Raw genomic sequence first — 25212 nt, forward strand, 5'->3', positions numbered from 1 at the left:
GTCAAACCGTAGGACAATGAGATGGACTCCTCCCTCCTACGGCGTCTATGCGCCAGACTGAGGTTGTCACAACCAAACAGCCACGAAGGGAGGAGTCACCATGAAACTTAAGCGAATCGGCATCGATTTGGCAAAACAGGTTTTTCAAGTTCATGGCGTCGATAGCCACGAGCAGGTGAAGTGCCGTAAGCAGCTCAAGCGTTCACAGATGCTGGATTTTTTCCGCCAACAAGAGCCGTGCTTGGTGGCGATGGAGGCCTGTGGTAGTTCGCATTACTGGGCGCGCGAGCTGGGCAAGTTGGGGCATGAAGTGCGGTTGATTGCGCCGCAGTTCGTCAAACCCTACGTCAAGAGTGGTAAGAACGACGCCAACGACGCGGAGGCGATTTGCGAGGCTGCCAGCCGACCCACGATGCGTTATGTCGCGGTGAAGAGTGCCGAGCAGCAAGCTGGGCAGTCGGTGCACCGGATCAGAAGCCGGTTAATCAGGGCGCGTACAGCGTTGGTTAACGAGATACGTGGCCTGCTTGGCGAGTTCGGTTTGGTGGCGAGTCGCCAGGGAATAGCGGCCACCCGCGCGTTGCTGCAGCAGGCGCTGGACGAACACCAGACATTACCGGGCGAGCTGCACGAAATGCTCGAGTTATTGCGTGATGAGCTGCAGGGACAGGATGAGCGAGTCAAACAGTTGGACAGCATGCTTCACCGTCAGGTTAAGACGGATGAGCGTGTCCAGCGTTTGCTGCAGGTGGAGGGCGTTGGCCCGATCAGCGCGACTGCCGTGGTGTCTGCAGTGGGTGATGCACGGCAGTTCAGTTCGGGCAGACAGTTCGCGGCCTGGCTGGGATTAGTGCCGAGCCAGCATTCAAGTGGCGGCAAAGAGCGTCTGGGGCACATCAGCAAAAAGGGTGACTGTTACCTGCGCACGTTATTGGTCCATGGCGCTCGTGCGGTGCTGAAGACCTGTAAGGAAAAGACGGATCGACGCAGCACCTGGCTGCAGCAGTTGCAGTGTCGACGCAACACAAATATCGCCACGGTCGCCCTGGCGAACAAGAATGCCCGGATCATCTGGGCGATCCTCAGCAAGGGGGAAGACTATCAACCTGCTGAGGCGTAAACCTGAAGTACCCAAGCTGGAATGAAGTGACACCGTAGAAGATCCACCACGATTGCACAGTGACATGCAGTGATGACGAACCGGTCGAGCCGGCATGTGTAAAACCTGCTTTACCCACAGGCCCTCTGTAAACCAAGGCCGCTAGGGCGATCAGGAACACATGAGCGGATATTCATCATGGCTCAAGGCACCCAACGCCTTATCAGAAGCCGGATATACGGAAGCAGTCGTACCTAGGTTCGTTGGATGTGTATTTCACTGGCAAAACGGGAGGAGTCCATATATGGGTTAGCGGCGTGAAGTACAAGACGCAAGCACAGCAGGAAACTCTATACGCCGCGTAGCCCATCAACGACTCAGCGCCGTACGATAAATCCGGCAACCCCCTGCAACGCTTGCTCCTGCAGCTCCAGCGCGGTCACTTCGGCAGCCTGCGGTCCCTGTTCCAACCAACTTGCCAGCTCGGCTGCTGCCTCTTCCTCACCTTCAAACAACACCTCAACGCGCCCGTCAGCCAGATTGCGCACCCAGCCATCGAGATCAAGACGCTCAGCTTGCGCCGCAGTCGTTTGGCGAAAACCTACACCCTGAACACGGCCGCTAACGTAACCATGCTTGCAGATACGCGCCATGGTTCTAGCCCTCCGCCTTGAGCGCAGCCAGGCGAGCGGTCAGACCGGCCGCCGTCTGCTCACCCAGTAGACGCTCACGCATGCGCCCCTGATCATCGACGATATAGGTCACCGGCAGTACTTCAGCACGCGGCAACTGATAGCGCTCGGCCGGGTCCTGCGCCAGCACGGTAAAGGTAATGCCCATGTCTTGCGCCGCCTTGCTCAATTTCTCGCCCTGCAGCGCATCAAAATTCACCCCGAGCACCTGCACGGACTGCTCCTTGAGCTGTTTTTCCAGGGCATTGAGTTCGGGAATCTCGGTGCGGCAAGGCGCGCACCACTGGGCCCAGTAATTAATCACTAACCACTGGCCTTCCAGGCGCTCAACCGCTACCTTTCGTCCATATTGATCGACGCCTATGTCTTCAGCACAACCGGCCAGAATCAGACCTATGCCTACGCCCGCAACAGCACGAATGATCGCCTGGAAACGCATTCCCATGCACTCGCTCCCTGATTCCATAAGGTTGATATGACATTAGATGCCTTGCGCCTGGAAGTGCCAGACATCCTCGAAACCGAGGTCGCGCCGCTGGCGGACCTCAACGAACAACTGGCTCAGGCCCGCCTGCAATCGCCAGAGCTGGCCTTGCAGCAAGCGCTTGGCCTGCTCTTCAGGCTGAACCGCAGCGCCATGACCTTACTCGAAAGGCAGCGCGCACTGCAAAGCTTCAGCGACCAGTACCGGCATTACACCAAGGCCTATCAAGGCGAAAGTCCCCCTACAGCCTTGTTTGTGCACCTGTGCAGTGAGCTGGCCATCGGTTTTAAACGTCTGCTGCTGCAAATCCTGCAAGGCCGCCAGCCATCACGCCCGCACCTGGCCTGGTGTCTGTATATGGCTCAGCATTTTCTCGCGCAAAGCCTGCTGCGCCACTATCAGCTGTATCAGGAACCGCCGCCGAGCCTGTGGCGTGACAGCCATTTGCTGTACTGGATCGGCGAACATCAGGACTGCCTGGACGAGCCGGTGGCTGCAGCCTTTACCCCGCAACCGGCAAATACCATGCGCGGCATCTACCAGCAGATGCTGCTGCTCGCGCTGAGTAATCCGTTTCATCTCGCCGAGGGCGAATGTGCACTGCTGTTCGGTGCGCTCTCACCGCTGGCCGGGCTGGCGCGCTTGCTGCCCTGGGATGAAGACGATGAGATCGAAGGGCCGACCATCGACCTGACAGAAGCGCAACCCTGCCTGAGCTATATCCAGATACCAGAAGGCAGTGCTGACTATTTGCGCCGCTTTGAACTGGGCGCCCTGCTGGTAGCGCTGCATGAGCCAGCACCGCTACAGAGCAAAGCAGAACGCCAGTTGCTGGAGCGTGTGCAACAGCATTGGCTGGGGCGCCAGCAACGTCGGCATACGCGCGCCGACCACAGCTCGGAATGCAACCTGGTGGTCGGTCTGCCCGCTATTCACGCCCAGCTGTTGGAACAACGACCACTGCGCACCAGCGCGCAGATGTTGGATGCAAGCGCAGGCGGCGCACGCTTGCTGTGTAATGCCGACCAAGCCGTGCAACTCTCGGTTGGCCAGCTTGTGCTATTGATCACCGGCAGTGATACGCCGACCCTGGCCCTGGTGCGTTGGCGACATCTGAACAGTGAAGGCCTGCACCTGGGCCTGCGCTACCTGAAAGGCCTGCCGCGTCCGGTGTGGTTGCGTCGCGCGCCCAGCGCCCAGACTCACCCTGGCGTACTGCAAAGCACCCCAGCACCGGGTAACGGCTGGCATCACGGCTTATGGCTGCCAAACGGGCAGTTTGTTGAAGGGGAAAATGTTTGGTTGCAACTGGCCAGCGCACACAACCAGGCGATCCTGCCGCTGCCGACTGCCAATCTGCTCACCGCATCAGTCACCCGCTACCCGATGCAGCTGGCTTAGGCGCTATTACCAGTACGTCAAAACTGCGAGAACGGTCACGCCGAACATCGGCCGAGCGCACAGTTTCATCGGGTGGGCCACGCTTATAATTCATCGCACTCACGCCTGATGCGATCCGTTATTAGCCTGGAACACAACCATGACTCAAGCCCTCGATAAGTTGGTCGGCCCCGTGCCATCTGCCATCGTCAATCTCGCCCGCTTACAGGTCACTCCATACGAAGGGCGGGTTGCTGAGTTCAACGTAGCCGCCTGGCTGCACCTGCCGGGGCTGGCAAATCTGCCTGTATCCCTGTTGATCAGCTACCGCGACGGCACCACCCGCCGTGAAGTGATGGTCGACCACGGCAAGGTCAATCAGCACAGCAAGATCCTGCTTTCCAGCGTGGCCCGCCTGCCGGTGAAGCTGAAGATCGAGGACATGCAGGTGCGCCTACGCTCTGCCGTGCCGGCGAGCAGCCTGGTGGTAGAGGAGTTATTTGTGCAAGCGGTCGAATTACCACAGCCCGATAGCCGCCAAGCACTCGCCTGATAGAGCCCCCAGCCACACACAAACCCCGCGCACCGACGCGGGGTTTTGCGTTTAGCCCGAGAGCATTCCTGCGGGCCCGCACTTGGAGCTGGAATCAGGCTGCACAACGCATTCAGATAAGCCAGAAATACCGGGCTGTTCAGATGGGCTGGAATTGACCAACGATTGCGGCCAGCTACTAAAACGCAGGCCAGTGATGCGATTGAGGCGCTCAAGGGCCTCTTGCGGGTCACGCTGGTACAGATGAATCACTTTGCCTTTATTGGCTTTCATAACGCCTTCACACTCCGCCAATCCCTGCCCTGCTGGCAACCTGATCGCTATCTGCAAGACAGATAGCCAGAAGCGTGCCAGCTTCCCTTTAACCGCGTTTGGCGACCTTCATGGTCATCGGTGCCATCATGCGCCATCAGCACAACGCCGCAAACTGACGTTTTACGTCACTTTGCCGGCTCAGCTTCTGGCTGCAGCCACTTCGCAAGATCTTCACCAAATAGCGTCTCCTGCTCTTCCTGCAACTGCACCAAGCCACTGCGCAGCGCCGGATACCAGACCTCATCGAGTTCCTCAGGCAGGTTCTCCGCCCTAGGCAGCGGCCAAGGGCTATGGCTAAGCAGTTGCTGCAGCGAATAATGGCCAAGATCACGGCTCAACACCCAGGTGCCAGAACCGGTTGGGGCGATTAGCTTCTGCTGCTCAAGAAACACCAGAATCTCTTCCCACTCATGCTCCGCCAGCGACCAGCCCTGACGCTGCACATCCAACAAGCGTACTTTCAAACCCGACTGCTGACGCTCGTAGAACACCCGCAACACGCCAAGCGCCATCAACAGACGCGGCACCGCACGCTTGCGCCATTGCTGGGAGAAACCCAGGTTGCAAACCAACTCCGCACCGAACAGCACAATCAGCCAGGACAGATAGATCCACAACAGAAACAACGGCACTGTGGCAAACGCGCCATAAATCAGCTGATAACCGGGAAACAGACGTACATACAGCCCGAACAGCATCTTCGCCACTTCGAACAGGATGGCCGCAAACAAGCCACCCAGCAGCGCATGGCGAACCGGCACCTGAGCATTCGGCACCGTGGCATACAGCAAGGTGAACGCCGCCACACTAAACAGCAGCGGCATAAACTTCAGCACCACTTGGGCACCGATTAAGGCATCTGGCCCGGAAATCAACGACAGCGAGGTAAAGTAGGTGCTGATGGCAAAGCCACCGCCAAGCAGCAGCGGCCCCAGGCTGAGAATCGCCCAGTACAGCAGAAAGCTCGACACACCACGGCGCGGCTGACGCACGCGCCAGATGGTGTTGAAGGTCTTCTCGATGGTCACCAGCATCCAGAACGCCGTCGCAGCCAACACCCCCACACCAATCCAGGTGAGTTGCCGCGCCTGGGTGGTGAAATCGCGCAGATATTGCTGCAGGGTTTCACCGGCAGAAGGCACGAAGTTGCGGAAGATAAAGCTCTGAATCTGCTCGCCAGTATCCTGAAACGCCGGAATGGCCGAGAGCATGGAAAAAGTCACCGTCATCATCGGCACCACCGCAAACAGGGTGGTGTAGGTTAAAGCCGCCGCATTGCTGGTCCCTTTATCGGCGATAAAGCGCTGCAACAAAAAACGCCAGAACTCCAACAGATTTTTAACGCGCTGCAGCATGCCCTCTCCTTAACCATTTGTACCCAGGCACCTGCTACAGGCACAGGCGCGGATACCGTTAGCGGTTAGAATAGCCGCCATCGAAGGTAACAGGCGACCCGAACATGACCGCTATGACGCTCTACCATAACCCGCGCTGCTCAAAATCGCGCAGCGCATTGCAATTGCTGGAAGACCGCGGGCTCAGCCCAACCATCGTGCGCTACCTGGAAACACCCCTGAGCGCCGCCCAGCTGCAGACGCTACTCGATAAGCTCGGCATCAGCCCACGGCAGCTATTGCGCACTGGTGAAGATGAATACAAGACTCTTGGCCTCAGCAACCCACAACTGACTGACGCACAGCTGATCGCAGCCATGGCCGAGCAGCCCAAACTGATTGAGCGGCCCATTCTGGTTGTCGGCGACAAGGCCGTCATCGGCCGCCCCCCTGAAAATATTCTGGAGATTCTGCCGTGAGCGCACCCTACATTCTGGTGCTGTATTACAGCCGCCATGGCGCCACCGCAGAAATGGCCCGGCAAATTGCCCGTGGCGTCGAGATGGGCGGCCTGGAAGCGCGCCTGCGCACAGTGCCCGCAGTATCGACCGAATGTGAAGCGGTCTCCCCGGATATTCCAGCTGAAGGCGCGCTGTACGCCAGCCTGGATGACCTGAAAAACTGCGCCGGCATGGCACTTGGCAGCCCGACTCGTTTCGGCAATATGGCCGCGCCACTCAAGTACTTTCTCGATGGCACCAGCAGCCTATGGCTGACTGGCGGCTTGGTCGGCAAACCTGCCGGCGTATTTACCTCAACCGCCAGCCTGCACGGCGGCCAGGAAACCACCCTGCTGTCGATGATGTTGCCACTGCTGCATCACGGCATGCTGATCACCGGCCTGCCCTACAGCGAGGCCGCACTACTGGAAACCCGTAGCGGCGGTACGCCTTATGGTGCCAGCCACCATGCCGGTGCCGACGGCAAACGCGCTCTTGATGAACATGAAATTGCCCTGTGCCGCGCACTCGGCCAGCGCCTGGCGCAAACTGCGGCAAAACTGGAGAGCACCCGTGGCTAAAACCGCCAAACCCTTGCCAGCCCTGGAATGGCTAGAGCCGCGCCTAAAGCTCAGCCGTATCGCCAGCTTACTGAGCTTTTTTGGTCTGGCCGCCGCGCTGCTGGTATGGAACCTGTGGTTCGCCAACGTGCCCAGCAAACTGCTTTGGGTGATCCTCGGTGTACAACTGGCCCCCTTGCTACTGCTCGCCCCCGGCCTGATCCTCGGCAACGCCCGCGCCCACGCCTGGGCCTGCTTTGTGGTCAATCTGTACTTTATCCAGGGCGTACTCGCCGCCTTCGACCCAAGCAAGGCGCTGTACGGCTGGCTACTGACAGGGCTGAGCTTCAGCCTGTTTTGCGCCGCGCTGATGTTTACCCGCTGGCGTTTTCAATACGAGCGCAAATTGGCTGGGGAAAACTAGGGGGCAACGCTGAGTCTGGCTGCACGCAGGCTCAGCGTTTTATAGCGCGCTTTACCAGCCCAGGGTTTCTTTCAGGAAGGGAATGGTCAGCTTGCGCTGGGCCTGCAACGATGCCTGATCCAAGCGCTCAAGCAACTCGAACAACGCGCTCATGCTGCGCTCGCCGCGAGTCAGGATAAAACGCCCGACATCATCACTCAGATGCAGGCCGCGCCTTGATGCACGCAGCTGCAGGGCACGCAGTTTGTCTTCGTCCGACAGCGATTGCAGTTGAAACACCAGCGCCAGAGTCAGGCGCGATTGCAGGTCAGCCAGTTGCACCGGTAACTCGCGCGGCGAGCTGCTGGCGGCCAGCAACAGGCGCCGGCCACTGTCGCGCAGACGATTGAACAAATGAAACAGCGCCTCTTCCCAGTCACTGCGCCCGGCTACTGCATCCAGATCATCCAGGCAGACCAGTTCGCACTGCTCCAGATTGTCCAGTGTCGCCGGGCCGTACTCGACCACCTCGGCCAGCGGCAGATAAACCGCCGGCTCGCCTCGTTGCTCAAAACGCAAACAAGCCGCCTGTAACAAGTGACTACGCCCTACGCCCTCACCGCCCCAGAGATAGATCAGGCTTTCCGTCCAGCCGGCATCGGCCTCGCACAGACGCTCGACATAGCCCAGCGCCGCAGCGTTGGCTCCGGGGTAGTAATTGGCGAAAGTGGCGTCATCACGCAGACGCACACCTAAAGGCAGTTGTATGGGTGTCATGCTGGGTTGGGCGGCTCGTCGGAACCGCTGGCTGGCTCACCGTAAAGATCGGAAAGTTTATAGAAATCATGCAGATGACGCACTAACACCATAATCACCGCCGCCACCGGCAGGGCCAGGAGGATGCCGGTGAAGCCGAACAGTTGACCACCGGCCATGATCGCGAAGATCACGGCAACCGGGTGCAGGCCAATGCGGTCGCCCACCAGCATCGGCGTCAGTAGCATGCCTTCGAGCATTTGCCCAATGATAAAGACTGCAGCGATGGCCACCAGTGGGTAGGGGTCCATGCCGAACTGGAACAGGCCGGCCGTCAATGCCGCACCGATGCCGACCACCACGCCCAGGTACGGCACGATGCTGGCTAAACCCGCCAGCACGCCGATCAGCAGCCCGAGCTCCAGACCAATCACCATCAAGCCGGTGGCATACATCACGCCCAGTGCCAGCATCACCAGCAACTGACCACGCAGGAAAGCGCCGAGCACTTCATGACATTCGCCGAACAGTTTCACAACCAGTCCTTCGCGGCCGCGTGGTAGCAAGCTGCGCAGCTTGGCGACAATCAGGTCCCAATCGCGCATCAGGTAGAAACTCACCACTGGAATCAGCACCAGGTTGGCCAACCAAGCCAGCAGCGCCAAACCTGAAGAAGTGGCTGTGGACAGCAGCATGCCGACAATATCGGTGGTTTTATCCAGTTGCCCCGAAAATGCTTTTTTCAGTTGATCAAACCGCCAGAAGCCTTCACTCAAACCGAGCTTGAGCTGAACCCATGGCAGGGCCTGGTTCTGTGCCCAGTCGAGCATTTCCGGGATCAACTCATACAGGCGCACCAACTGCTTGCCCAGCATGGGCACCAATACCAGCAGCAGGATGGCCATGACCAGGGTGATGAGGGCAAAGACCACCACCACGCCCCAGGTCCGCGACAGTTTCCAGCGCTCCATACGGTCGACCAGCGGGTCGCCCATATAAGCCAGCAGAACACCGATCAGAAATGGCGAGAGAATTGGCGCCAGCAGGTACAACAAGCCGCACAGCAGCAACGCCCCGACTATCCATATCCAACGATGCGAATCAATCATGCCCTGCGCTCCATATGCCAACGTTTTATCCAGAAAATGCTCAACCGTGCGAGGCCCGCTATATAAGAAAACCGCAGCTCGATAGCTGCGGTTTCAAATCAGGGCACAGGTTGCAATCGCCGCAGTCTACCAGCGAAACCTCAGCACATTGTCACGCGGCGTGGCCTGCGCCGCAGGCTCAGCACCGGTGGCGGGTGGTGTAATCGTCTGGCTGGCATCGAGCACAGGCGCCTCTGCTGGCACTTCCTGCAAACGTGCCAGGCTCAGCTGTGCGCGCAGCTGCTCGACATTAGCATTGACGGCAAAGGTCAGTGTGTCGCCCTGAACCTTAAGCAGCTGCGCCGCGAACGGCTCAAGAATGCGCTGCAATTCGGCGTAGCGCGTCAGGTCGACACCCTGCACGTGCACGGTCAAACCACTGGCAGCGCCGGCAGCCACAATAAAACGAGGGGCCAGACGTTGGTGGACGGCCAGCAGGATGGCGTCGGCCAACGCAGCCTGATCGGCGCCCTGCACAGTGCCCTGCTCACGCTCGTCACCCAGCCACAGGCGCCACTCGGCCTGCCACTGACCGTTTGCTTCACGCGCCATAACGGCCAGTAAGGCATCGGCGGCGTAACGTTCGGAAGCCTCACGCAAGGCGGCAGGATCATTCGCGGTGAGGTTTTCCGGCACGGCGACCAGTTGTTCGGAGAGATCAGCCAACGGCAGGCGCAGCGGTAGACCACGGTGTTGCGCGGCTTGATTGAGCGATGCGGCAGCGGCTTGACCGTCACCGAGCAGACGGCTGCCGTCGCTGGCATCACTCAGCCACCAGAGCAAAATGCTCGGACGATTCGCCCCCCACAGCGCCAGGCCCGCCTGACGCAGGCTGCGCGCGGTGCTCAGCGGGTCAAAATCGACCAGCAGCTGGTCATCTTCATAGCCAAATTGGCTGACGATCTGTTGCGGGTCCTTGCGCAGCGCCGCCAGTGCCGGGCTCTGCGCGGCATCGGCCTTGCCGGTCAGGCGCAGCACCAAGGTATCCAGCGCGCGGCTCAAGGCGGCAGTGCGTTCTTCCGCTTGCTGGCTGCTGACCGCTTCGCGGACTTGGTACAGATTACTCACTGGCGCGGCAAACGCCGGCAGGCCGGACAGCGACAAAAAGATTAGAAGCAGGCGAGCGGTCAAACGCATGGATGGATTCTCGACGGACGGAAAGTGGCGCGCAGGCCAGGTTTAACAACAGTTGCGGCCAATTCATGCCACACAAGGCAGGCGGCAGTGGCTCAAGCTTGCGAGTTTAGGTGCTGTTAAGGCCCATACCAAAGCCCTTTTCAGCCGCAGACTGTCAACAGCAACCCGCTTGCGAGCTTAAACAGCCGCCCCAACAGCCGCAACCTGAGCGGGTGGCCGCTGCCGGGTAAGCCTGATAAAATCGCGCGCCTTCGCAGACCGCCGCCAAAAGCGCCGGTGCCAATCCGAATTTCCCCTAAAGGCCTGGATCTATGAGCAAGCAACCCTCCATCAGCTACAAGGACGCAGGTGTAGATATCGACGCGGGCGAAGCTCTGGTCGAACGCATCAAAAGCGTGGCCAAGCGCACCGCGCGTCCTGAAGTCATGGGTGGGCTGGGCGGCTTCGGCGCACTGTGCGAGATCCCGGCTGGCTACAAACAACCAGTACTGGTCTCCGGCACCGATGGCGTGGGCACCAAGCTGCGCCTGGCGCTGAACCTGAATAAGCACGACAGCATCGGCCAGGACCTGGTCGCCATGTGCGTTAACGACCTGGTGGTGTGTGGTGCCGAGCCGCTGTTCTTCCTCGACTACTACGCCACCGGCAAGCTCAATGTGGATGTGGCCGCCACCGTAGTTACCGGCATCGGCGCCGGTTGCGAACTGGCCGGCTGCTCCCTGGTTGGCGGTGAAACTGCTGAAATGCCCGGCATGTACGAAGGCGAAGACTACGACCTGGCCGGCTTCTGCGTCGGCGTGGTGGAAAAGGCCGAGATCATCGACGGCTCGAAAGTCGCTGCTGGTGACGCCCTGATCGCCCTGCCGTCCTCCGGCCCACACTCCAACGGCTACTCGCTGATCCGCAAGATCATCGAAGTGTCCGGCACTGAAATCGAAACCACCCAGGTTGACGGCAAGCCGCTGACCGACCTGCTGATGGCACCGACCCGCATCTACGTGAAACCGCTGCTCAAGCTGATCAAGGACACTGGCGCTGTCAAAGCCATGGCCCACATCACTGGTGGCGGCCTGCTCGACAACATTCCGCGCGTGCTGCCAAAAGGTGCTCAGGCCGTGGTCGACGTGGCCAGCTGGACCCGCCCAGCTGTATTCGACTGGCTGCAGGAAAAAGGCAATGTGGATGAGCATGAGATGCACCGCGTGCTCAACTGCGGCGTGGGCATGGTTATTTGCGTGGCTCAGGACCAGGTCGAGATCACCCTGCAAACCCTGACCGCCGCTGGCGAGCAGCCCTGGGTAATCGGCCAGATCGGCGAAGCTGCCGAAGGCGCCGCACAAGTCGTGCTGAACAACCTGAAACAGCACTAATGTCGGCACCGATGTCAACTGACTGCAATGTGGTGGTGCTGATTTCCGGCTCCGGCAGCAATCTGCAGGCGCTGATCGACAGCATCGCCCATGACGGCAATCCGGCACGCATCAGCGCGGTGATTGCCAACCGCGCAGATGCCTATGGCCTGGAGCGCGCAAAACAGACCGGCATCGCCACTGCCGTGCTCGACCACAAGCAGTTCGACGGCCGTGAAGCCTTCGACGCCGCGCTGGTCGAGGCCATCGATGCGTTTAATCCGCAGTTGGTGGTGCTTGCAGGCTTTATGCGCATCCTCACCCCCGGTTTCGTCCGTCATTACGCCGGTCGCCTGCTGAATATCCACCCGTCCTTGCTGCCGAAATACAAAGGCCTGCACACCCACCAGCGGGCGCTGGACGCCGGTGACAACGAGCATGGCTGCAGCGTGCACTTCGTCAGCGAGGAACTCGATGGCGGACCACTGGTCGTACAGGCAGTGGTGCCGGTACAGTCAGACGACTCGCCGATCAGCCTGGCGCAGCGCGTACACAAGCAAGAACATGTGATTTACCCGCTGGCCGTACGCTGGTTTGCCGAGGGCCGTTTGCAACTGACAGCGCAAGGGGCCATGTTGGACGAGCAACTGCTACCGAGCACCGGACACCTCATCCGAACGTAATCAGGAGACACCATGGGTCGCGCCTTACTGTTCGCACTATCGCTTATCTGCCTGCCGGCATTGGCCGTCGAGCTGAAGCCCTTTTCCGCCAGCTACACCGCCGACTGGAAGCAACTGCCCGTCAGCGGTAGCGCCGAGCGCAGCTTGCAAGCCCTGGACAATGGGCTATGGCAGCTGAATTTCGAAGCCTCAATGCTGGTTGCCAGCCTGACCGAACAAAGCACCCTGCGGGTGGATAAAGAAGTACTCCTGCCGCAGACCTACCTGTACCGGCGCAGCGGCCTGGGCAAGGGCAAAAAAATCGAGCATGACTTCGACTGGAGCGCCAAGCAGGTCATCGGCAGTGACCGTGGCACACCGGTGCGCCTACCGCTAAACCGTGGCCTGCTGGACAAGTCAACCTACCAGTTGGCCCTGCAGTACGACGTGGCCGCTGGCACCAAAAGCATGAGCTATCAAGTGGTCGATGGCGATGAAGTGGAAACCTACGATTTCCGCGTACTGGGCGAAGAAACCGTGCGCACCCAGACCGGCCTGATCGACGCGATCAAGGTCGAGCGCGTGCGCGACCCGACGCAAAGCAGCCGCAAGACCACCCTCTGGTTTGCCAAGGATTGGGAATTCCTGCTGGTGCGCCTGCATCAGGTGGAAACCGACGGCAAGGAATATCAGATCATGCTTAAAGAAGGCACGGTCGATGGTAAGCCGGTCGAAGGCCGCCGCGACTGAGTAAGCTTCAGCTTAAAAAAACCGAGCCAGTGGCTCGGTTTTTTATTGCGCTGATTTGCCCGCCATCACCACATCAAATCATCCGGCACCTGATAAGCCGCATACGGATCATCAGCATCCGCCGCTTCGGTCGGCGTATTGAGCAGCACCACGCGCTGCGGGTCGCGCTCCTGGATCTTCAGCGCAGCTTCGCGCGGGATCACTTCGTAGCCGCCACCATGACGCACGATGGCCAGCGAGCCGCTGCTGAGCTTGTCGCGCATCAGCTTGTTCACCGACAGACGCTTGACCTTCTTGTCGTCGACAAAATTGTAGTAATCCTCGGTGGCCAGTTTGGGCAGGCGCGAGGCCTCAATCAGCTGTTTGACCTGCGCGGCACGGGCCTTTTGCTCGATCTTTTCCTGCTGCTGACGGTTCAACTCCTGGTCGCGCGCGGCCTTCTCGGCCATGGCCTGCTGAGCGGCGAGCTTTTGCGATTCATCCTTCTCGACCTGACCCTTCTGCACCAGGCGCTGCTGTTTCTGCTGCTGCTTACCGGCCTGCTTGGCCTGCTTTTCGTTGACCAGCCCGGCTTTGAGCAGCTGATCGCGTAGTGAGAGAGCCATAACCTACCTTTCCAACCATCAATTTAAAGCGGGCGTACCCACCATCAGCAGGCAGACCGCACCCGCAAACTCAACAACTCGGGGTGTGCTTTTCCAACTTTTTGGCTTCGCCCCAGAGCGCGTCCAACTCGTCCAGGGCGCAATCTTCCATGTTGCGCCCCACTTCGCGCAATGCCTGCTCGATAAAACGAAAGCGTCGCTCGAACTTGCCATTGGCCGCACGCAGGGCGGTTTCCGGATCAACCTTCAGATGCCGCGCCAGGTTGCTGACCACAAACAGCAGGTCGCCGATTTCTTCGGTAATCGCCTCGGGGTTATTCTCGCTCATGGCTTCGAGCACTTCATCCAGCTCTTCACGCACCTTGTCCACCACCGGCAAAGCTTCCGGCCAGTCGAAACCAACCTGGGCGGCGCGTTTCTGCAATTTGATCGCCCGGCTCAGAGACGGCAGGGCCGTGGGCACATCATCGAGCAATGAAAGTTGCTCAGGAGCCGTAGCTTTCTCAGCACGCTCTTGGGCCTTGATCGCTTCCCAGCGCTGTTTGACTGCGGCCTCCTCCAACTTGGCCACGTCCACTGCGCCATACAGATCGCCATCGGGAAACACATGGGGATGGCGTCGAATCAGCTTGGTGGTGATGCCATCAACAACCTGGGCAAACTCGAAACGCCCTTCCTCGCGCGCCAGCTGGCTGTAATACACCACCTGAAACAGCAGATCACCCAGCTCACCGGGCAGGTGATCGAAGTCGCCGCGCTCGATGGCATCGGCCACCTCGTAGGCTTCTTCGATAGTGTGCGGCACGATGGTCGCGTAGTTCTGTTTGAGGTCCCACGGACAACCGTGCTGCGGATCGCGCAGCCGGGCCATCAGGTGCAGCAGGTCGTCGAGTTGATACATGACAAACTCCGGTGATTACATCTGCGATGGGTTAGCAGCCCAAAGGGAGTTGGGCAAAGCCACATTTGCTAGGCCGCATAACCCATCGAGGGGGCAAGGTGAAATCAATCTGCCCGACCAGCTGCCGCCCGGAGCGGATGGTGTAGATCACCTGCCGCAAGGCGGGACGGACGTAGCGGGTGATCGTTCGGGATGCGCTACACAGGCTAATCCTGCAGCTTCAGATGGGAGATATCCGGTGGCGGCCCGGCCGGGGCTTTTTTCGCCTCGCCCATGTCGCTGCCGGGCGGTGCCAGGCTGAACTGCGACAAATCCAGGGCAGGAGCCTGCACCTGCGGTTTACCGTCCTGCACATCATCACCCAGCGGCGCAATGCCGAAGTCCGGCGCATCCACTTGCGCAAACGCGGCCATATATTCATCTCGCGGCGCGATTTGCAGGCGCTCCGCCGGCGTGCTGCCGGCCGCCGCCTGCACAGGTGTGGCAACTGGCGCAGCCATTGGGTCTGAAGTCGCAGCAGGCGGCGCGGCCAACTCGATTTCCTCGACTTCCTCATCCAGGCAAACCACTTCAGCCACAGCCCCCGCGCGCTCCAGGGTTGAGCGGTATTTTTCTGCCCCGGCTGCATCCAAGTTGCTTTTGATCACGATACGCCGCCCGGAGAACAACAGCGCCAGACGCTGCTCATCGGCCTGGAACAACTTGGCCAGGTTGGCCTTCACCAACTCCAGCTGGGCACCCGAGACCAACTTCGCACTAAAGGCAATTTCGTAGCGAGCCATGGTCATACTCCTGTCCTATTCGTTGCTCAGTATGGCGCAGGTTTTTTTACCGTAACAACAGCTTGCAGCCAAGCAGTTGCTTGTTACACTGATGCGTCATTCGGAGTATGTAATGTTTTATCAGGCGCAAACGATAAGAATTCTCAGCCTATCGATATTTTTTGGCCTTATTTCTGGCCTTGGCGGCTGTTCCTCTTGGTCATCAGGTGACTTTAAAGATCCTGAAGTCCGCTTGGTCAAAGTCGATGTAATAAAAGCCAAACTGCTGGAGCAGCAGTTCACATTGCGCTTTCGCATCGACAACCCCAATAACTTCAGCCTGCCGGTGCGCGGGCTAGACTACGTGGTGCACCTGAATCAGGCAAAACTGGCCGAAGGTGAGTCGAACGCATCCTTCACGGTGCCTGCGCACAGTCACCATAGCTTCAGTGTTCCGGTGCGCACCAATCTCTGGCGACACCTGCGGCAAATCGTCAAAGCCCTGGACAACCCGGATGAACCCATCCCTTATCGGCTGCAAGGCACAGTAAAAACCGGCTGGATGTTCGGACGGAGCGTGCACATGTCGCGCAATGGCGAGATAATTCCCGGCGATTACATCCCGGAGTAACTCGCATGACCCAGCAAGAACACGTCCACGGCCCTGATTGCAATCACGACCACGATCACACGCACACCCATGATCACGGTCACGTGCATGGCCCGCACTGCAACCACGGCCATCAGGAACCGGCGCGCAACGCTCTAAAAGACGTAGGCCGCAACGATCCTTGCCCGTGCGGCAGCGAAAAGAAATTCAAGAAATGCCACGGCGCATAAGCGTGTGATCAATAGCCTCACTTTACTCATCCTGATCGGCAGCGCCGTGTTGATTGCCGCATTGGCGCTCTACGCCCTGCAGCTGTGGCGACGCGTCTGGGCCCAAGAAAAAGCCCAGACCGAGGCGATCAACGCACAGCGCGAACGCATCGGCGGCGACCTGCAGATCCTTGCCAGCAGCTTGCTGGAGGGTCAGTTACCGCTGATTGAGGGTGCCATTCGGATCAAGGTACTGCTGGATAACTACGACAGCAGCCTGAGTCAGGACCCGCGCTGTGAGGTTTTTCACCTGCTGTTCGCGGCAACCGCCCAGGTGCCGACCCACGCCGAATGGAAGGCTCTGGAGAGAAGCGTGCGCCGCCAGCATGAGCAGCACTTCAGCGAACTGGAGCTGCAGCACAAGGCAGCCGCTCGCGCCGCAGCACGCTGGCTGCTTGACGAGGCCTTGCCACCCTTGCGGCAAAGCGCCTGATTCGCTCGCTATGCGCCTTGTCTGGCGCATAGCCGCTGGCTAACGTAGTACGTCCGCGCCCACGCACCTAAAAGCGTACGCCTCAACCGACCGTTTCCACCTGCAAGGAGCCTGCTGCATGCTAGCGCGCGCGTTACGCCCCATGGCCCACCTCAGCCTCGCCGCCGTATTGACGGCCCTCGTCGCGCTCACAGGCTGCCAGTCATTACTGAACAGCCGTTACAGCGAAAGCGTGCACCCAGACCAGGGCATCGTCCGGGTCAGAGGCCTGGCGCAAAGCGTGGTGGTCCGCCGCAACCCGCTGGGCATGCCACTAATCGAAACCACCACCTTCCATGATGCGTTGTTCGCCCTGGGCTACGTGCACGCCAGCGACCGCCTCAGCCAGATGGTCGGCCTGCGCTTGATGGCCGAAGGCCGACTGGCTGAAATGGCCGGCCCTGGCGTGTTGGAAATGGATCGCTTTATGCGCGCGGTAAACCTGAAGAAGAGCGCTGAGGTGCTCTACAGCAGCGCCTCACCACGGATTAAACGCTTCTTCGAGGTCTATGCGCGCGGGGTCAACGCCTACCTGTTCCGTTACCGCGACAAGCTGCCGAGGGACCTCGCCGAATCCGGCTATCGCCCGGCGTACTGGAAGGCCGAAGACTCGGTGCTGGTGTTCTGCCTACTGAACTTCGGCTTGTCGGTCAACTTGCAGGAAGAGATCGCCTCAGTGGTACTCGCACAGAAAGTTGGCAGCGAGCAGCTGGCCTGGCTGCTGCCGACCTACCCCGATGAGCCCTTGCCACTGGAGGAAGCCGCCAAACTCAAAGGGCTCAACCTCAATGGCCAGTTGGCCGGTCTGAGCAACGTCAGCGCAGCCGTCAGCCAATTTGCCGATACGCATATGCTCGGCGTGGCGGCGTCCAATAACTGGGCCTTTGCCCCGCAGCGCACGCGCAGCGGTAAAAGCCTGCTGGCCAACGACACCCACCTGCCGCTGTCCATGCCCTCGGTGTGGAATTTCGTGCAGATCCGCTCACCCAAATACCAGGCCGCTGGCGTGTCGATTGCCGGCGTACCGGCGGTGGTGGCCGGCTTCAACGGCAAACTGGGCTGGGGGATGACCATGGTCATGGGCGACAATCAGGATCTGTTTCTGGAAAAGATCAAACGGGAAAACGGCCGACTGTTGTACCTAGTCGACGGCAAATGGCTACCCGCCCAACAGCGCCAGGAAACCTTCTTTATCAAAGGCCAGCGGCCGATCCGCGAAACCATTTTCGAAACCCGCCACGGCCCGCTGCTGAACTCGGTGCTAGGGGAACGCAAGCACCCGCTGCAGCCCATGCAGCTGAACAGCGGTTATGGCCTGGCGCTGAAAACCACCCAGTTCGAAGCAGACAAGACCCTGGATGCCTTCTTCGACCTGTCGCGCGCCCAGTCGGTCGAGCAGGCCTTTGAGGCCATCCGAGAAGTGCGCGCCATGCCGCTGAACATCGTGTTTGCCGATGCCCAGCATATCGGCTGGCAAGTCACCGGGCACTTCCCCAATCGCCGCGCCGGTCTGGGCCTGATGCCCTCCCCCGGCTGGGATAGCCAGTACGAGTGGGACGGTTTCGCCGACCCGATGCTGCACCCTTACGACCAGGACCCGCCTGAAGGCTGGCTGGGCACCGCCAACCAGCGCACCGTACCGCGTGGTTATGGCATGCAGCTGTCCAACTCCTGGTTCTACCCGGAGCGCGCCGAACGCATCGCCGCGCTGGCAGCAACCGGCCGGCATGACACCCAGAGCATGATCGCCATGCAGCACGACCAGACCTCGCCCTTTGCCGCCAAGCTGCAAAGCATGTTCAGCGCCCCCGGCATGGCCGAAGGCATGCAAGCGGCTATCGATGCTCTACCGAAAGCAGAGCGCAGCAAAGCCCGCGAAGCGCACAGCCGACTGATGAAGTTCGACGGCAAAATGACCGCCACTTCGGCGGACGCTGCGCTGTACAGCGCCTTCCTTTACCAGAGTGCGCGGGACACCTTCCTCGACGAACTCGGCCCGGACAGCACACCTGCCTGGAAGGCTCTTGTCGAAACCGCCAACAGCTCCTATTCGGCCCAGGCCGACCACTTACTGGGCCGCGAAGACAGCCCATTCTGGAATGACCGCCATACTGCGCAAAAAGAAGACAAAGCCGCCATTCTCGCGCGCAGCCTGGCGGGCGCAGTCGCCCTGCTGGAAAGCAAGCTGGGCAGCGAACGCAGCGCCTGGCAGTGGGGCAAGCTGCACACCTACAACTGGACCACTGAAACCAGCCAACTGGCGCAGTACATGAGCGCCAGCCAGCGCACCAGCATCAACGCCATCAAGGGCCATCTGGATCGCGGCCCCTACCCGGCGGGCGGTGACCACAGCACGCTGAACGTGGCGGCCTACAACTGGGGCGAGAACTTCGACACCTGGCTCATTCCAGCCATGCGCATCGTCGTCGACTTCGGCCGTGAAGAGCCGCTGATCGGCCTCAACAGCTCCGGACAATCCGGCAACCCCGCCAGCAAACACTACGCCGACGGCATCGATGCCTGGCTCAAGGGCAGCTACATGAGCTTCCCCTTCCAGTCGCAGAACCTCGACAAGGTGTATGGCACCAAACGCCTGCTGCTGATGCCCGCGAACTGACGCGCAGCCACAACTGAACGACCGCTCGTCGGTCGCCACTGAACCAATTCAACGGTGGCCGCTCCGAACAAATGGACTTACTCCATTGATCATCATCGTTTTAGGGCGCTTTTAGCGCCCTTTCTTTTGCCTGCTATTTCTGACCGCCCTCGGGTCATCGCTGCGCGACGTTTAAAATAGCTCTCGGCAATTTTTTGCCTGCGACTCGCCCCGCCTAACCAAGATATGCAGCTCTAGCGTGCACTTTGCAGCCGGTTCAACGTAAGCTTTACGCTTTGATAACGCTTGATGCCATACAGCCGGGGTTTTCTACCGCGCGACCGCATAAGCCATGTGTTCTGCTCCCCGTGAGGACTTTGAAATGAGCAACCGCCAAGCTGAAATTGCCGCCGCTCTCGACGTGGTGCCGCCGTTCACCGATACCGCCTCCCTGGTCGCACAGATCGACAAGCGCAAAACCTTTATCAAGCAGTGCCTGAAGAACTCCGGTTTAAAAGTCCTGGTGCTGGGCATCAGCGGCGGCGTCGACTCCCTCACCGCCGGCCGCCTGGCCCAGCTGTCCGTGGAAGAACTGCGCGCAGAAACCGGCGACGATGCCTATCGCTTTATCGCCGTACGCCTGCCCCACGGCACTCAGCACGACGAGCATGACGCCCAGGAGTCGCTGAGATTTATTCGCGCTGACGAAGAAGACACGGTGAATATCGAAGGCAGCGTAACGGGCCTCGGCGAGCAGGTGACTCACCTGCAAAAGCTCAGCGATGCCCGCCGCGACTTCGTCACCGGCAATATCAAGGCACGTATCCGCATGGTCGCCCAATTCGCCATCGCCAACGCCAATAACGGCTTGGTGATTGGCACCGACCATGCTGCCGAAGCGGTGATGGGCTTTTTCACCAAATTCGGCGATGGCGCCTGCGACCTGGCCCCACTTTCAGGTCTGGTGAAAAATCAGGTACGGGCCATCGCCAAACACCTCGGCGCCCCGGAGAACCTGGTGCTCAAGGTGCCCACTGCTGATCTGGAAGAGCTGCGCCCTGGCAAACCGGACGAAGAAGCCCACGGCGTGAGCTACGCCGAGATCGACGCTTTTCTGCATGGTCAACAGGTGCGCGATGAGGCCTACGCCATCATCGTGCGCACCTACGACAACACCCGCCATAAGCGCGAATTGCCGTTGGTGCCCTGAGTTTCTGATACACATGAAAAAGCCGGGCATCGCCCGGCTTCTTTATTATCAAAACAGCCAATCAGGCCCTTGGCAGCGTCACACCCAGTTGCCCCTGATACTTGCCGCCACGGTCCTTATAAGACACTTCGCAAGGCTCGTCGGACTGCAGGAACAGCATCTGCGCCACGCCCTCGTTAGCGTAGATCTTGGCCGGCAAAGTGGTGGTGTTGGAGAACTCCAGCGTCACATGGCCTTCCCACTCCGGTTCCAGCGGGGTGACGTTGACGATAATGCCGCAACGCGCGTAGGTGCTCTTACCCAGGCATATGGTCAGCACATCGCGGGGAATACGGAAGAACTCCACGGTGCGCGCCAGGGCGAAGGAGTTCGGAGGAATGATGCATACATCGCTTTTCACATCGACAAAGCTCTTCTCATCGAAGTTCTTCGGATCGACTGTGGCCGAGTTGATATTGGTAAACACTTTGAACTCATCGGCACAGCGCACATCGTAGCCGTAGCTGGAAACGCCATAGGAAATCAGTGGCTGTGCGCCCTCGGCGCGTACCTGACGCTCAACGAAGGGCTCGATCATGCCGTGCTCTTGAGCCATGCGGCGAATCCACTTATCCGATTTGATGCTCATGGCGGCTGTCCTGCTATAACAAAGGGTGAAAAGTGCACGCATCTTACCGGGGCCAGCGACAGGGTTCAAAGGCTCTTGAACGCGCGCAGGACGCAAAATGGCAAACCGGCTACCTAACGCCAAATAACAGAAAGATGCACAGAGCATTCGCGCTTAGCGTTAAAAGCGAGTATGGTGATTCCACTGTGCTGCATGTGTCACCGCGAATCGCTACTTGATGCCTAGATTTCGATCCAAACATCGTCCGACTCCTAGTAACCGTTGCACTCAGTCCCGGCCTGGGCTTTTCTAGGGCTGTTAATAAAATTAGTAGGAGACATAACATGTCGAATCGTCAGAATGGCACCGTCAAGTGGTTTAACGATGAAAAAGGCTACGGCTTCATCACCCCACAATCCGGTGACGATCTCTTTGTACACTTCAAAGCTATCCAGAGCGATGGCTTCAAGAGCCTGAAAGAAGGCCAGGCAGTGACTTTCGTCGCTACCCGTGGTCAGAAAGGCATGCAAGCTGAGGAAGTTCAGGTTGTATAACCTGCACTAACCTAGCTTGATAAAAAGCCCCGCCTAGTGCGGGGCTTTTTTATGCTCGCTATTTTTGCAGAAGCCGCCGCGCACTAACTGCACGGCGCTGATACCTCAGTCTTCTGATATCACGATACTCGGCATCGCCTGCTGCGCCGCGCCCTGAGCGATACGTGCACCGACGTTACGCGCCGTTTCCTGATAGATCATGGCGATCTGGCTTTCCGGATCGGCGATGGTAGTTGGCTTGCCGCCATCGGACTGCATGCGAATAGCCATCGACAGCGGCAGCGATGCCAACAGATCGACGCCAAACTGTGCCGCCAGCTTCTCACCGCCGCCTTCACCGAACAGATGCTCGGCATGCCCGCAGTTCGAGCAGATATGCACGGCCATATTTTCCACCACGCCGAGTACCGGGATATTCACCTTACGGAACATCTCCACACCCTTCTTCGCATCCAGCAGTGCCAAGTCCTGCGGCGTGGTGACGATCACCGCGCCTGCTACCGGCACCTTCTGCGCCAATGTCAGCTGGATATCACCGGTGCCTGGCGGCATATCCACCACCAGGTAATCCAGGTCATCCCAGGCGGTCTGGGTGATCAACTGCAGCAGCGCGCCGGACACCATCGGCCCGCGCCAGACCACCGGGGTGTTCTCATCGGTGAGAAAGGCCATGGACATCACTTCCACACCATGGGCCTTGAGCGGCACAAACCACTTCTGGTCTTTCACCTGCGGCCGCGTGCCTTCCGGGATACCGAACATGATGCCCTGGCTTGGCCCGTAGATATCCGCATCAAGAATGCCGACCTTGGCGCCTTCGCGGGCCAGCGCCAGCGCCAGGTTGGCCGCCGTGGTGGACTTGCCCACCCCGCCCTTGCCGGACGCCACGGCAATCACGTTCTTCACATTGGCCAGCGCCGGCACCTGATCCTGCGCCTTGTGCGCTTCGATTACACAATCGACCTGCACTTGGGCACGCTCGACGCCGTCGAGGTTTTCCAAAGCAATCTGCAGCATCTGCGCCCAGCCGCTCTTGAACAGCCCAGCCGCGTAACCCAACTGCAAACGCACCTTGACCTGCCCACCCTGAATATCCACCTCGCGCAGGCAACCAGCGCTAACTGGGTCCTGATTCAGATGCGGGTCGGTGTATTGGGACAGGGCGGCTTCGACCGCTGCGCGGGTAACGACACTCATGGAAGGCTCCGAAAGGCTGAGTAAAGCAGGCGGGCATATTACCCCAGGCTGACTCCAGCGGCGCACACCGCCAGGCATTGCCCGCGTAAGGATGAAAAATATCCACCGCCCCTATATAGTTGCCGGCTTCCCTGAGTTACCAGTGCAGCCGATCCCATGAGCCAAGCCCGCAAGATTCTCGTTACCAGCGCCCTGCCCTACGCCAACGGTTCGATCCACCTTGGCCATATGCTCGAGTACATTCAGACCGACATGTGGGTGCGCTTCCAGAAGCTGCGCGGCAACCAGGCCATCTATGTCTGCGCCGACGACGCCCATGGCTCGGCGATCATGCTGCGCGCCGAGAAAGAAGGCATCACCCCGGAACAACTGATCGCCAATGTGCAGGCTGAACACACCGCCGACTTTGCCGACTTCGGGGTCAATTTCGACAACTACCATTCGACCCACTCGGATGAAAACCGCGAGCTGTCGGCGGCCATCTACCTGAAACTGCGCGACGCCGGCCACATTGCTACCCGTTCGGTGACCCAGTACTTCGACCCCGAAAAGGGCATGTTCCTCGCCGACCGTTTTATCAAAGGCACCTGCCCCAAGTGCGCAGCGGAAGATCAGTACGGCGACAACTGCGAAAAATGCGGCGCCACCTATGAGCCCACCGAGCTGAAAAACCCGCGCTCGGCCATCTCGGGCGCGGTGCCAGAGCTGCGCGATTCCAAGCACTTCTTCTTCAAGCTGCCGGACTTCGAGGCCATGCTGAAAAGCTGGACCCGTGGCGGCGCGTTGCAGGATGCCGTGGCCAACAAGATCGCCGAATGGCTGGATTCCGGCCTGCAGGAATGGGACATCAGCCGCGACGCGCCGTACTTCGGCTTCGAGATCCCCGACGAGCCGGGCAAGTACTTTTACGTCTGGCTGGATGCGCCAATCGGCTATATGGCCAGCTTCAAGAACCTCTGCACCAAGCGCCCGGAGCTGGACTTCGACGCGTTCTGGGGCAAGGATTCGACCGCCGAGCTATACCACTTTATCGGCAAGGACATCGTCAATTTCCACGCCCTGTTCTGGCCGGCCATGCTCGAAGGTGCGGGCTTGCGCAAGCCTACTGCCGTGGCTGTGCACGGCTACCTGACGGTGAACGGGCAGAAGATGTCCAAATCGCGCGGCACCTTTATCAAGGCGCGCACCTACCTGGATCATCTGAACCCGGAATACCTGCGCTATTACTACGCGGCCAAACTGGGCCGTGGCGTGGACGACCTGGACCTGAACCTGGAAGACTTTGTGCAGAAGGTCAACTCCGACCTAGTGGGCAAGGTGGTGAATATCGCCAGCCGCTGCGCCGGCTTTATTCACAAAGGTAACAACGGCCTGCTGGTGGCTGGTAACGCCGCGCCCGAGCTGACCGAGGCCTTCCAGGCCGCCGCGCCGAGCATCGCCGAAGCCTATGAGGCCCGCGATTTTGCCCGCGCCATGCGTGAAATCATGGCCCTGGCCGACCGCGCCAACGCCTGGATCGCCGACAAAGCGCCCTGGTCGCTGGCCAAACAGGACGGTAAGCAGGACGAAGTGCAGGCCATCTGCGCCCTGGGCATCAATCTGTTCCGCCAGTTGGTGATTTTCCTCAAGCCAGTACTGCCACAACTGGCCAGCGACGCCGAGGCCTTCCTCAATATCGCGCCGTTGACCTGGGACGATCACCAAACACTGCTGGCCAACCACCAGCTGAACCCATTCAGCGCCCTGCTGACCCGTATCGAGCCTGCGAAAATCGACGCCATGATCGAAGCCTCCAAAGAAGACCTGGCCGCCAGCGAAGCCGCACCTGCCACTCCAGGCAACGGCGAGCTGACTAAAGACCCACTGGCCGCCGAAATCGCCTTCGACGTCTTTGCAGCGGTCGACCTGCGCATCGCCCTGATCGAGAAATGCGAGTTCGTCGAAGGTGCCGACAAGCTGCTGCGCCTGACTTTGGATATTGGCGATGCCAAGCGCAACGTGTTCAGCGGCATCAAGAGCGCTTACCCGGACCCGAGCAAGCTGGAAGGTCGCCTGACCCTGTACGTGGCCAACCTGGCCGCGCGCAAGATGAAGTTCGGCGTCAGCGAAGGTATGGTGCTGGCCGCCGGCCCTGGCGGTGAAGAGATCTACCTGCTAAGCCCGGACAGCGGCGCCAAGCCGGGCCAGCGGGTTAAATAAACCTGCGACCCAACAGCGCAGCCACCTCGATCAGGCTGCGCTAGCCTTATAACGACACTTCAGGAAGGCTGGGCCGGCTTGTATGCCAGGGTCGGCTTACCGATAATAG

Annotated in this window: 28 protein-coding genes; 16 read left to right on the top strand and 12 right to left on the bottom strand. The window is 59.7% G+C overall.

The window, feature by feature from the left end; genetic code table 11:
• The first annotated feature begins 100 nt into the window (after positions 1-100).
• Positions 101-1120: an IS110 family RNA-guided transposase gene (locus AC0T4W_RS13110; RefSeq protein ID WP_476319515.1), complete on the top strand. Its 1020-nt coding sequence runs from the start codon at positions 101-103 to the stop codon at positions 1118-1120.
• A 356-nt stretch (positions 1121-1476) separates the two neighbouring features.
• On the opposite strand, the gene AC0T4W_RS13115 is transcribed toward AC0T4W_RS13110, so the two are convergent.
• Complete coding sequence (locus tag AC0T4W_RS13115) at positions 1477-1752, bottom strand: acylphosphatase (protein ID WP_476319517.1); 276 nt, start codon at positions 1750-1752, stop codon at positions 1477-1479.
• A 4-nt stretch (positions 1753-1756) separates the two neighbouring features.
• A complete protein-coding gene (locus AC0T4W_RS13120) occupies positions 1757-2236 on the bottom strand; it encodes a TlpA disulfide reductase family protein (RefSeq protein ID WP_476319519.1) in 480 nt (159 codons plus the stop codon).
• 30 nt (positions 2237-2266) lie between these two features.
• Between AC0T4W_RS13120 and AC0T4W_RS13125 the strand changes: the two genes are divergently transcribed.
• Together AC0T4W_RS13125 and AC0T4W_RS13130 are read left to right on the top strand one after the other, a co-directional pair.
• Positions 2267-3676, top strand: coding sequence for a PilZ domain-containing protein (locus AC0T4W_RS13125; RefSeq protein ID WP_476319521.1), 1410 nt, complete (start codon positions 2267-2269; stop codon positions 3674-3676).
• 139 nt (positions 3677-3815) lie between these two features.
• Positions 3816-4208 (top strand): hypothetical protein, encoded by a 393-nt coding sequence (locus AC0T4W_RS13130; protein WP_476319523.1) that lies wholly within the window; start codon positions 3816-3818, stop codon positions 4206-4208.
• A 51-nt stretch (positions 4209-4259) separates the two neighbouring features.
• Here the strand turns inward: AC0T4W_RS13130 and AC0T4W_RS13135 are convergent, their stop codons facing one another.
• Both AC0T4W_RS13135 and AC0T4W_RS13140 read right to left on the bottom strand, forming a co-directional pair.
• On the bottom strand, positions 4260-4481 hold the full coding sequence (locus AC0T4W_RS13135; protein ID WP_476319525.1) for a hypothetical protein: 222 nt from the start codon (positions 4479-4481) through the stop codon (positions 4260-4262).
• Between the two features lie 167 nt (positions 4482-4648).
• Positions 4649-5878, bottom strand: a complete 1230-nt coding sequence (locus AC0T4W_RS13140) for a virulence factor BrkB family protein (protein ID WP_476319528.1) — start codon at positions 5876-5878, stop codon at positions 4649-4651.
• A gap of 104 nt (positions 5879-5982) precedes the next feature.
• On the opposite strand from AC0T4W_RS13140, the gene arsC reads away from it, so the two are divergent.
• From arsC to AC0T4W_RS13155, 3 genes are read left to right on the top strand one after another with little or no spacing between them, the layout of a single operon-like run.
• Positions 5983-6336, top strand: a complete 354-nt coding sequence (gene arsC / locus AC0T4W_RS13145) for an arsenate reductase (glutaredoxin) (protein ID WP_476319530.1) — start codon at positions 5983-5985, stop codon at positions 6334-6336.
• Complete coding sequence (gene wrbA / locus AC0T4W_RS13150; RefSeq protein ID WP_476319532.1) at positions 6333-6938, top strand: NAD(P)H:quinone oxidoreductase; 606 nt, start codon at positions 6333-6335, stop codon at positions 6936-6938. Before arsC ends, wrbA begins: the two co-directional genes overlap by 4 nt.
• On the top strand, positions 6931-7341 hold the full coding sequence (locus AC0T4W_RS13155) for a DUF2069 domain-containing protein (protein WP_476319534.1): 411 nt from the start codon (positions 6931-6933) through the stop codon (positions 7339-7341). Before wrbA ends, AC0T4W_RS13155 begins: the two co-directional genes overlap by 8 nt.
• Positions 7342-7392: 51 nt before the next feature.
• Here the strand turns inward: AC0T4W_RS13155 and hda are convergent, their stop codons facing one another.
• The 3 genes from hda to AC0T4W_RS13170 all read right to left on the bottom strand — a co-directional run bounded on the left by hda (position 7393) and on the right by AC0T4W_RS13170 (position 10361).
• On the bottom strand, positions 7393-8097 hold the full coding sequence (hda, locus tag AC0T4W_RS13160; RefSeq protein ID WP_476319536.1) for a DnaA regulatory inactivator Hda: 705 nt from the start codon (positions 8095-8097) through the stop codon (positions 7393-7395).
• Entirely contained in the window at positions 8094-9185 is a 1092-nt protein-coding gene (locus AC0T4W_RS13165; protein WP_476319538.1) for an AI-2E family transporter, read from the bottom strand. The genes hda and AC0T4W_RS13165 overlap by 4 nt, the downstream gene beginning before the upstream one ends.
• Before the next feature lie 126 nt (positions 9186-9311).
• Complete coding sequence (locus AC0T4W_RS13170) at positions 9312-10361, bottom strand: DUF2066 domain-containing protein (protein ID WP_476319541.1); 1050 nt, start codon at positions 10359-10361, stop codon at positions 9312-9314.
• A gap of 311 nt (positions 10362-10672) precedes the next feature.
• On the opposite strand from AC0T4W_RS13170, the gene purM reads away from it, so the two are divergent.
• Genes purM through AC0T4W_RS13185 form a run of 3 tightly spaced genes read left to right on the top strand, consistent with a single transcriptional unit; the run spans position 10673 to position 13122 of the window.
• Positions 10673-11731 (top strand): phosphoribosylformylglycinamidine cyclo-ligase, encoded by a 1059-nt coding sequence (gene purM, locus AC0T4W_RS13175; RefSeq protein ID WP_476319543.1) that lies wholly within the window; start codon positions 10673-10675, stop codon positions 11729-11731.
• Between the two features lie 11 nt (positions 11732-11742).
• Positions 11743-12393, top strand: coding sequence for a phosphoribosylglycinamide formyltransferase (purN, locus tag AC0T4W_RS13180; protein ID WP_476319545.1), 651 nt, complete (start codon positions 11743-11745; stop codon positions 12391-12393).
• Between the two features lie 12 nt (positions 12394-12405).
• Positions 12406-13122, top strand: coding sequence for a DUF3108 domain-containing protein (locus tag AC0T4W_RS13185; protein ID WP_476319547.1), 717 nt, complete (start codon positions 12406-12408; stop codon positions 13120-13122).
• A 65-nt stretch (positions 13123-13187) separates the two neighbouring features.
• Here the strand turns inward: AC0T4W_RS13185 and AC0T4W_RS13190 are convergent, their stop codons facing one another.
• The 3 genes from AC0T4W_RS13190 to AC0T4W_RS13200 all read right to left on the bottom strand — a co-directional run bounded on the left by AC0T4W_RS13190 (position 13188) and on the right by AC0T4W_RS13200 (position 15410).
• Complete coding sequence (locus AC0T4W_RS13190) at positions 13188-13727, bottom strand: DUF2058 domain-containing protein (protein ID WP_476319549.1); 540 nt, start codon at positions 13725-13727, stop codon at positions 13188-13190.
• A gap of 70 nt (positions 13728-13797) precedes the next feature.
• Entirely contained in the window at positions 13798-14628 is an 831-nt protein-coding gene (gene mazG, locus AC0T4W_RS13195) for a nucleoside triphosphate pyrophosphohydrolase (RefSeq protein WP_476319551.1), read from the bottom strand.
• Positions 14629-14834: 206 nt separating this feature from the next.
• The gene (locus tag AC0T4W_RS13200) at positions 14835-15410 is read right to left on the bottom strand and encodes a hypothetical protein (protein WP_476319553.1); all 576 of its coding nucleotides are present in this window, start codon (positions 15408-15410) and stop codon (positions 14835-14837) included.
• 112 nt (positions 15411-15522) lie between these two features.
• On the opposite strand from AC0T4W_RS13200, the gene AC0T4W_RS13205 reads away from it, so the two are divergent.
• The 5 genes from AC0T4W_RS13205 to nadE all read left to right on the top strand — a co-directional run bounded on the left by AC0T4W_RS13205 (position 15523) and on the right by nadE (position 20546).
• The gene (locus AC0T4W_RS13205; protein ID WP_476319556.1) at positions 15523-16020 is read left to right on the top strand and encodes an LEA/WHy family protein; all 498 of its coding nucleotides are present in this window, start codon (positions 15523-15525) and stop codon (positions 16018-16020) included.
• Between the two features lie 5 nt (positions 16021-16025).
• Positions 16026-16229, top strand: a complete 204-nt coding sequence (locus AC0T4W_RS13210) for an SEC-C metal-binding domain-containing protein (protein WP_476319558.1) — start codon at positions 16026-16028, stop codon at positions 16227-16229.
• Positions 16230-16236: 7 nt separating this feature from the next.
• A complete protein-coding gene (locus AC0T4W_RS13215; RefSeq protein WP_476323651.1) occupies positions 16237-16701 on the top strand; it encodes a DUF2489 domain-containing protein in 465 nt (154 codons plus the stop codon).
• 118 nt (positions 16702-16819) lie between these two features.
• A complete protein-coding gene (locus AC0T4W_RS13220) occupies positions 16820-19357 on the top strand; it encodes a penicillin acylase family protein (protein WP_476319560.1) in 2538 nt (845 codons plus the stop codon).
• A 361-nt stretch (positions 19358-19718) separates the two neighbouring features.
• Positions 19719-20546 (top strand): ammonia-dependent NAD(+) synthetase, encoded by an 828-nt coding sequence (gene nadE / locus AC0T4W_RS13225; RefSeq protein WP_476319563.1) that lies wholly within the window; start codon positions 19719-19721, stop codon positions 20544-20546.
• Positions 20547-20607: 61 nt separating this feature from the next.
• On the opposite strand, the gene dcd is transcribed toward nadE, so the two are convergent.
• On the bottom strand, positions 20608-21174 hold the full coding sequence (gene dcd, locus AC0T4W_RS13230; RefSeq protein ID WP_325509281.1) for a dCTP deaminase: 567 nt from the start codon (positions 21172-21174) through the stop codon (positions 20608-20610).
• 323 nt (positions 21175-21497) lie between these two features.
• Between dcd and AC0T4W_RS13235 the strand changes: the two genes are divergently transcribed.
• Positions 21498-21707, top strand: a complete 210-nt coding sequence (locus tag AC0T4W_RS13235) for a cold-shock protein (RefSeq protein ID WP_090242762.1) — start codon at positions 21498-21500, stop codon at positions 21705-21707.
• A 105-nt stretch (positions 21708-21812) separates the two neighbouring features.
• On the opposite strand, the gene apbC is transcribed toward AC0T4W_RS13235, so the two are convergent.
• A complete protein-coding gene (gene apbC, locus AC0T4W_RS13240; protein WP_476319566.1) occupies positions 21813-22904 on the bottom strand; it encodes an iron-sulfur cluster carrier protein ApbC in 1092 nt (363 codons plus the stop codon).
• 156 nt (positions 22905-23060) lie between these two features.
• Between apbC and metG the strand changes: the two genes are divergently transcribed.
• Positions 23061-25103: a methionine--tRNA ligase gene (metG, locus tag AC0T4W_RS13245; protein WP_476319568.1), complete on the top strand. Its 2043-nt coding sequence runs from the start codon at positions 23061-23063 to the stop codon at positions 25101-25103.
• Positions 25104-25212 lie beyond the last annotated feature (109 nt).

This window comes from Pseudomonas sp. C7.1, assembly GCF_056312395.1.